Raw genomic sequence first — 5,967 nt, 5'->3', positions numbered from 1 at the left:
CACCGGCCGGACCGTCCGCGAGCTGGTTCTCGAGTCCGGCTACCGGGTCGAGCTCGGCTTCCTGGCCATCGCGTCGGTCGTGGCGTTCGCCATCCCGGCCACGGGACAGATCTCGCTGCTGCTCGGGTTCGCGCTGCTGGGCTTCTTCGTGTTCTACCTGTGGAAGATGTCCCGCGCCGAGGTCGGCGAGCCGCACCTGGTCGGCCCGGCCGCGATCATCGGTGCGCTGCCCCGCCGCGCCCGCCGCGTGCTGGTGGCCGGGCTGTTCGTGTTCGCCGCCGTGGTGATCGTCGCGAGCGCCGAGCCGTTCGCCCAAGGTCTCATCGCCACCGGCAAGCAGCTGGGCGTCGACGAGTTCCTGCTCGTGCAGTGGCTCGCGCCGCTCGCGTCCGAGTCGCCGGAGTTCATCGTGGCGATCCTGTTCGCGGTGCGCGGCAAGGGCGACGACGCGATCGGCACGCTCATCTCCAGCAAGGTCAACCAATGGACCCTGCTCGTCGGCAGCCTCCCCGTCGCCTACCTGCTCGGCGGTGGCGGCGCCGGCGGGCTGCACCTCGACGCCCGCCAGGTCGAGGAGTTCCTGCTCACCGCCACCCAGACCCTGCTCGGCGTCGCCGCGCTGCTCGCGCTGCGGTTCCCGCGCTGGGCGGCGTGGACCTTGCTCGGGCTGTTCGCCGTCCAGTTCGCGCTGCCCGGCCAGACCGCGCGCTACGTCCTGTGCGGCATCTACCTGGCGATCGCGCTCGCGGCGCTCGTCCGCAACCGCCGGCACATCGTGCCCACCCTCACCGCACCGTTCCGCCGCACCACCGACCACGGCGCCGAGCTCGCCGAAGCCTCGACGTCCCGATAACCCTGTCAACCCAACGAAGCAAGGAGAACCGATGGGCCTGGGCGCCAAGGACCAGGTCGCCGAGGTGACGGGCACCGTCGACGGCGTGACCGAGCAGGCCACCGAAACCGTGGCCGGCATCCGCCAGGACGGCCAGGCCGAGACGGAGAACACCGGGACGACGGTCGGCGACGCGGCGAACAAGATCCGCGGCGAATGACGCCTCTCGGCTGAACGAAAGGAACTTCAGCGCCTGGCCGAGTCCGTTCCGGCGGACCCGCCCGGGCCTGATGACCCGACGCGGTGCCGTTCCGCCCCAGGACCTCGGGCGAGAACGGCACCGCGCCGCGGTGATCTCCCGGCGTGGCGCCGGGTTGCGATCGTCTGCTCCTGTCCGCGGTGCTGGCGCGGTTCGCGAAGCGTCAGCCCTTCATGCCGTGCTCGATGGCCTCGACGATCCGGGGCCGCAGCTCGGCGGCGCTGATGATCGCGTCCACCGAGCCGACCTCGACCGCGCGCTGGATGCTGTGCACCCGGTCGAACTCCGCGGCGACCTCGCCGAGCTTCTCGGCCCGGACGGCGGACTGCACCTCGGCGAGCCGGGCGTTCAGTGCCGCGCGCTCGGCGCCGCTGGCCGCCGAGACCAGCGCGTGCAGCTCGGTCACCCGCGGGTCGGTCGCGGTGCGGTTGTTCACCTCGCCGGAGAACACCACGGCCGCCGCCGGGGCGCCGCCGAGCACCGAGGCGAACGAGCCCTCCAGCGCCAGCACGGTCATGTTCGGGTTGAGTGCCTTGGAGAACACCACGAACGCGCCACCGTGGTAGCGGGAGATCACGCAGAACACGATCGGGCCGTCGAAGTTGACGATCGCCCGGCCGATCTCGGCGCCGTACTCCAGCTGGAGCTTGCGCATCGACTCCGGCGAGCCGTCGAACCCGGACAGGTTGGCCAGCACGACCAGCGGCCGGTTGCCGGACGCCGAGTTGATCGCCCGCGCGGTCTTCTTCGACGACCGCGGGAACAGCGTGCCCGCGGTGTAGGTGTCCGGCCCGTCGGTGGGTGGGAAGCCGCGCCGCGGCACCGACCGCGACTCGATCCCGATCAGGCAGACCGGCCAGCCGCCGATGTGCACGTCCTGCACCGCCGAGGTGTCGGCGTCGGCCATTCCCGCCCAGCGCTCCAGCACCGGGTGGTCCTGGTCGGACAGCGCGCGCATCACCGTGCGGATGTCGAAGGCCTTCTTGCGGTCCGGGTTGTGCTCCGCGGAGAAGATCTGGCCGACGGTGGTGAAGTCGCTGCCGGCGACCGCGTGCGGGAACTCGGAGACGTCGCGGTCGAGCGGGTCGTTCGTGTCCGCCTTCCGGGGCGCCGTCTCGCCGGGCACGACGTAGGTGTGGTCGTAGTGCGCCATCAGCACGTCCCGGGCGGCCGGCAGGTTGGGTGCCCAGTACTGCGCCTGGCCGTTCGGGCCCATCACGCGGTCGTAGCCGCCGATGCCGTAGTTGTCCTCGGCCGACACCCCACCGGAGAAGTCCAGCGACTGCTTGCCGGTGAGCACCATCGCCGAGTCCGGCGTCATCACCAGGATGCCCTTGGTGTGCATGAGCATCGTCGCCTCGGCGTTCCAGTACGGCTGGGCGCCGACGTTGATGCCCGCGACCACGATGTTGATCTCGCCGCCGTCCTGGGTGAACGTGACGATCCGCTTCAGCGCGGCCGCGACCCAGTCCATGTTCTCGGTGCCCGAGGACATCGAGATCCGCGCGCCCGCCGACAGCGCGAACCACTCCAGCGGGACCCGCAGCCGCTCGGCCAGGTCCAGCGCGGCGATCACCCGCGAGCACTCCGGCTCCGACAGCGCGCCGAGCGCCTTCGTCGGGTCACCGAGCAGCACGACCCGGGTGACGCCTTCGGGGTGCCGTTCGGTCGGCGTGGTGACGACGCCCGCCACGATCGCCGCGGCGTTCTTCCCCGCCGGCCGGTCGACCGGCTCGAGCACGCCGTTCTCGTCGAGGTCGTGCTCGGTGAAGCGACCGTCGGGCCCGGCGAGCATGCCGGTCAGCTCGTACGGGTAGACGTTCCCGCGCCGGGCGGCGCGCAGCACCTTCTGGCGGTACTCGTCCAGGGGTTGCACCGGCTCGGTCGACGGCTCGCCGACGTGCAGGTGCGCGCCGTGGCCCGGGTCGAGCACGATCCGCACGGCGACCTCGGTCATCCTGCCCGCGGCGGTGCGCCGGCGGGCGAGGAACTGGACCTCCTCCAGCCCGGCGCCCGCCGTGGTCGGCAGGACGCGCTGGACCAGCATGTTGAGCTCGTCGGCGGTCACCTCGGTCGACGGCCAGACGTACATCATGATGCGGTTGGTGTCGAACCGCTTGTTCTGCGGCCGTTGCGCCTGGATGTTGCGGATCGCGTCCAGGCACGCGGTGATCGCGTCCTCCACCGCGGGCAGCGCGACCAGCCGGCCGTCGGCCTCCCGCAGCGGCGTCAGGTCGCGGACCTGGCCCATCGCGATGAGCCGCTCGTCGGCGGGGTTGCTCTTCGCGATTGCCTTGAACAGGTAGATCTCCTCGTCGGCCGAGGGCAGCCGGGTGAGGTCGAACGCGCGCAGCCGCTGCAGCTGCAGCCGCTGCGCGATCTGCGGGTGCAGGCCGCGGATCAGCCGGTCCTCGGCGAAGCCCGCCCCGTCGGGCCGGAAGGTGAAGTGGTGGTGCGTCACCGCACCGCGGGTGCCGGCGACGGTGGTGGTGATTCGGCGGACGCCCGCGGGCAGCGGGTACCCGGCGAGGAACCGGCCGAGCCACACCGCCATCGCGTCGGCGTCCGGCTGGTCCTCCCACGTGAGGTAGAGGTCGGCGACCAGCCCGTGCTCGGCGACGTCGGCGGCGAACGCGCAGACCGCGTCCATGGCGTCGGGCAGGGCGGCGACGTCGATCGCGGTGGCGACCACGCGCGTCACGCCGCCTGGACCGGTGTGCTCGGCGGTGACGAACCGGCAGTCCGCGGCCTTCCGCGCGGTCACCGCGGACAGCCCGCGGTTGCCGTAGTAGCGGCGGGTCAGCACCTCCAGCAGGGGAGCGTGGTCCCGGCCGGGCCGCCCGATCCGCTGGCCGATCAGCCGGACCAGCGGCTCCGCGCCGGCCATCATGGCCTGGATCCGCGCCGCGCGGTCCGGCGCGTCCGGGTTGCGGTCCAGGTAGCGCAGCTCGGTGCGCACCGCGGCGTAGACCTTGGCGCGGTTGCGCCGCAGCAGCGGCTGGGCGAACCAGCGGAACACCACGCCGCGGGCCAGGTCCGACACCGCGGGGAACCGCACCTGCGTGGCCTCGACCAGGTGCTCCAGGGTGAGCCCGGCGCGCTCCCGCAGCGACTCCACCGGGGGCGGCCCGGCCAACCACTGCCGCAGCAGCTCCGACACGACCGCGACGTCGGTCGACGTCCGCTGTTGGGCCAGGAAGATCCGGAAGACCGCGGCCTCCAGCTCCGGCGTGCGGTCCAGGTCGGCGACGCCGTAGTGCCCGAGCACCTGCCTCAGCTTGGCCTGGAACCCCTCGGTGACGCCGGCCCGTTCGACGTCGAGGCTCCCCAGGTAGCTGTGGAAGTTCTCGCGCGGGCTGTGCACCGGGCTGCCCGGCTCGACCTCGAGCTCACCGCCCGGCTTGTTGCGGCTCAGCTCCGACAGGTCGGCGAACACCGTCAGCAGGTCCAGCTCACCCGGCAGCGGCCCGCCACCGAGCTCGGCCCGGGCGGCCAGGTACCCGGACAGCACGCGCTTGCGGTCCTGCGGGTCGACGTCGAAGCCCAGCAGCAGGCTGCGCAGGTCCTGCAGGCCGCGCTCGACCCGCTCGGCCGCGGACACGTCCGCCGGCTCGGCGGGCAGGTCGAGCTCGACGGTCTCGCCGGCGCCCGCGGCCTCCACCTCGGCGCCTTCGTCGACGAGGGGCTCCAGCCGCATCACCGGTGCGCCGGTCTCGACCTGGCTGCCCACCGACACCGGGCACTCGCGCACCCGGGCGCGGAACGGCGCGCGCAGCACCGTCTCCATCTTCATGCTCTCCAGCACCAGGATCGGCGCGCCCGAGTCGACCTCGTCGCCGACCGACAACGGCGTCGCCACGACCAGCGCGGGCGCGGGGGAGCGGACGACGCCGCCCTCGTCGCGGCTGATCCGGTGGGTGACGCCGTCGACCTCGACCAGGTGGGTCGGGCCGTGCGTGGCCGACACCAGCCGGAAGCGGTGCCCGTTGACCACGATCCGCCCGCTGTGCTCGTCGAACCGCTCGACCTCGGCCGCCACCCAGGCGGGCACGTCCTGGCCGCCGCCCAGGACGCCCACGCGGAAGCGCTTCTGGCCGACCCGGGCGACGCTGACGCGGTAGCCGACGCCGCGGAGCTTGAGGTCCAGCGGCCGGCCGCTCTCGTGCTGCACCTGCGGGCGCCCGCCGTGCGCGGTGGACAGCAGCCGCTGGCGGCTGACCTCCTCCTCGTCCTGGTAGGCCTCGATCGCGGCCGCCGCCAGGGCGATCGCGGAGTGCCGGTGGGTGACCAGGCGGCCTTCGGCGCGCACCCGGTCGATCCAGCCGGTGTCGGCGCTCGCGTCGATCACCTCGGGCTGGTCGAGCAGGTCGAGCACGAAGCTCTTGTTGGTCGCGCCGCCCTCGATGATCACGATGGTCTCGGCCATCGCGCGGCGCAGCCGGCCAAGCGCCTCGTCGCGGTCGCGGCCGTAGGCGATGATCTTCGCGATCATCGAGTCGAAGTCGGCCGGGATGCTGTCGCCCTCGCTGACGCCGGTGTCGACGCGGATGCCGGGGCCGGCGGGCAGCACCAGCCGCGCGATGCGGCCGGGCGACGGGGCGAAGTCGCGGTCCGGGTCCTCGGCGTTCAGCCGGGCCTCGACGGCGTGGCCGGTCTCGGCCGGCTGGGGGCCTTCCAGCTTCCCGCCGTTGGCCACGTGCAGCTGCAGCCGGACCAGGTCGGTGCCGGTGGTGAGCTCGGTGATCGGGTGCTCGACCTGCAGCCGGGTGTTGACCTCGAGGAAGGCGAACAGCTTCTCGCCGGGGTGGTAGAGGAACTCGACGGTGCAGGCGCCGCGGTAGCCGACGGCCACGGCGAGCCGCTCGGCCGACGCCTT

3 protein-coding genes are annotated in these 5,967 nt (G+C 73.0%); 2 read left to right on the top strand and 1 reads right to left on the bottom strand.

All coding sequences use genetic code 11. The features are described 5' to 3' along the window. On the top strand, positions 1 to 853 hold an 853-nt coding region (locus VGD70_RS06590; protein ID WP_331079154.1), incomplete at its 5' end, for a sodium:proton exchanger. 31 nt (positions 854 to 884) lie between these two features. After that, the gene (locus VGD70_RS06585; protein ID WP_331079153.1) at positions 885 to 1,052 is read left to right on the top strand and encodes a hypothetical protein; all 168 of its coding nucleotides are present in this window, start codon (positions 885 to 887) and stop codon (positions 1,050 to 1,052) included. 202 nt (positions 1,053 to 1,254) lie between these two features. On the opposite strand, the gene VGD70_RS06580 is transcribed toward VGD70_RS06585, so the two are convergent. After that, a partial coding sequence (locus VGD70_RS06580) for a carboxyl transferase domain-containing protein (protein WP_331079151.1) occupies positions 1,255 to 5,967 on the bottom strand: 4,713 nt, incomplete at its 5' end.

It is taken from the genome of Actinophytocola sp., from assembly GCF_036402745.1.
Classification (GTDB): domain Bacteria; phylum Actinomycetota; class Actinomycetes; order Mycobacteriales; family Pseudonocardiaceae; genus Actinophytocola.
This window is presented reverse-complemented; position numbering and strand designations above follow the sequence as displayed.

Coding starts and splice junctions, on each gene's coding strand:
- VGD70_RS06585 (WP_331079153.1), top strand. CDS start 885: ATGGGCCTGGGCGCCAAGGACCAGGTCGCCGAGGTGACGGGCACCGTC.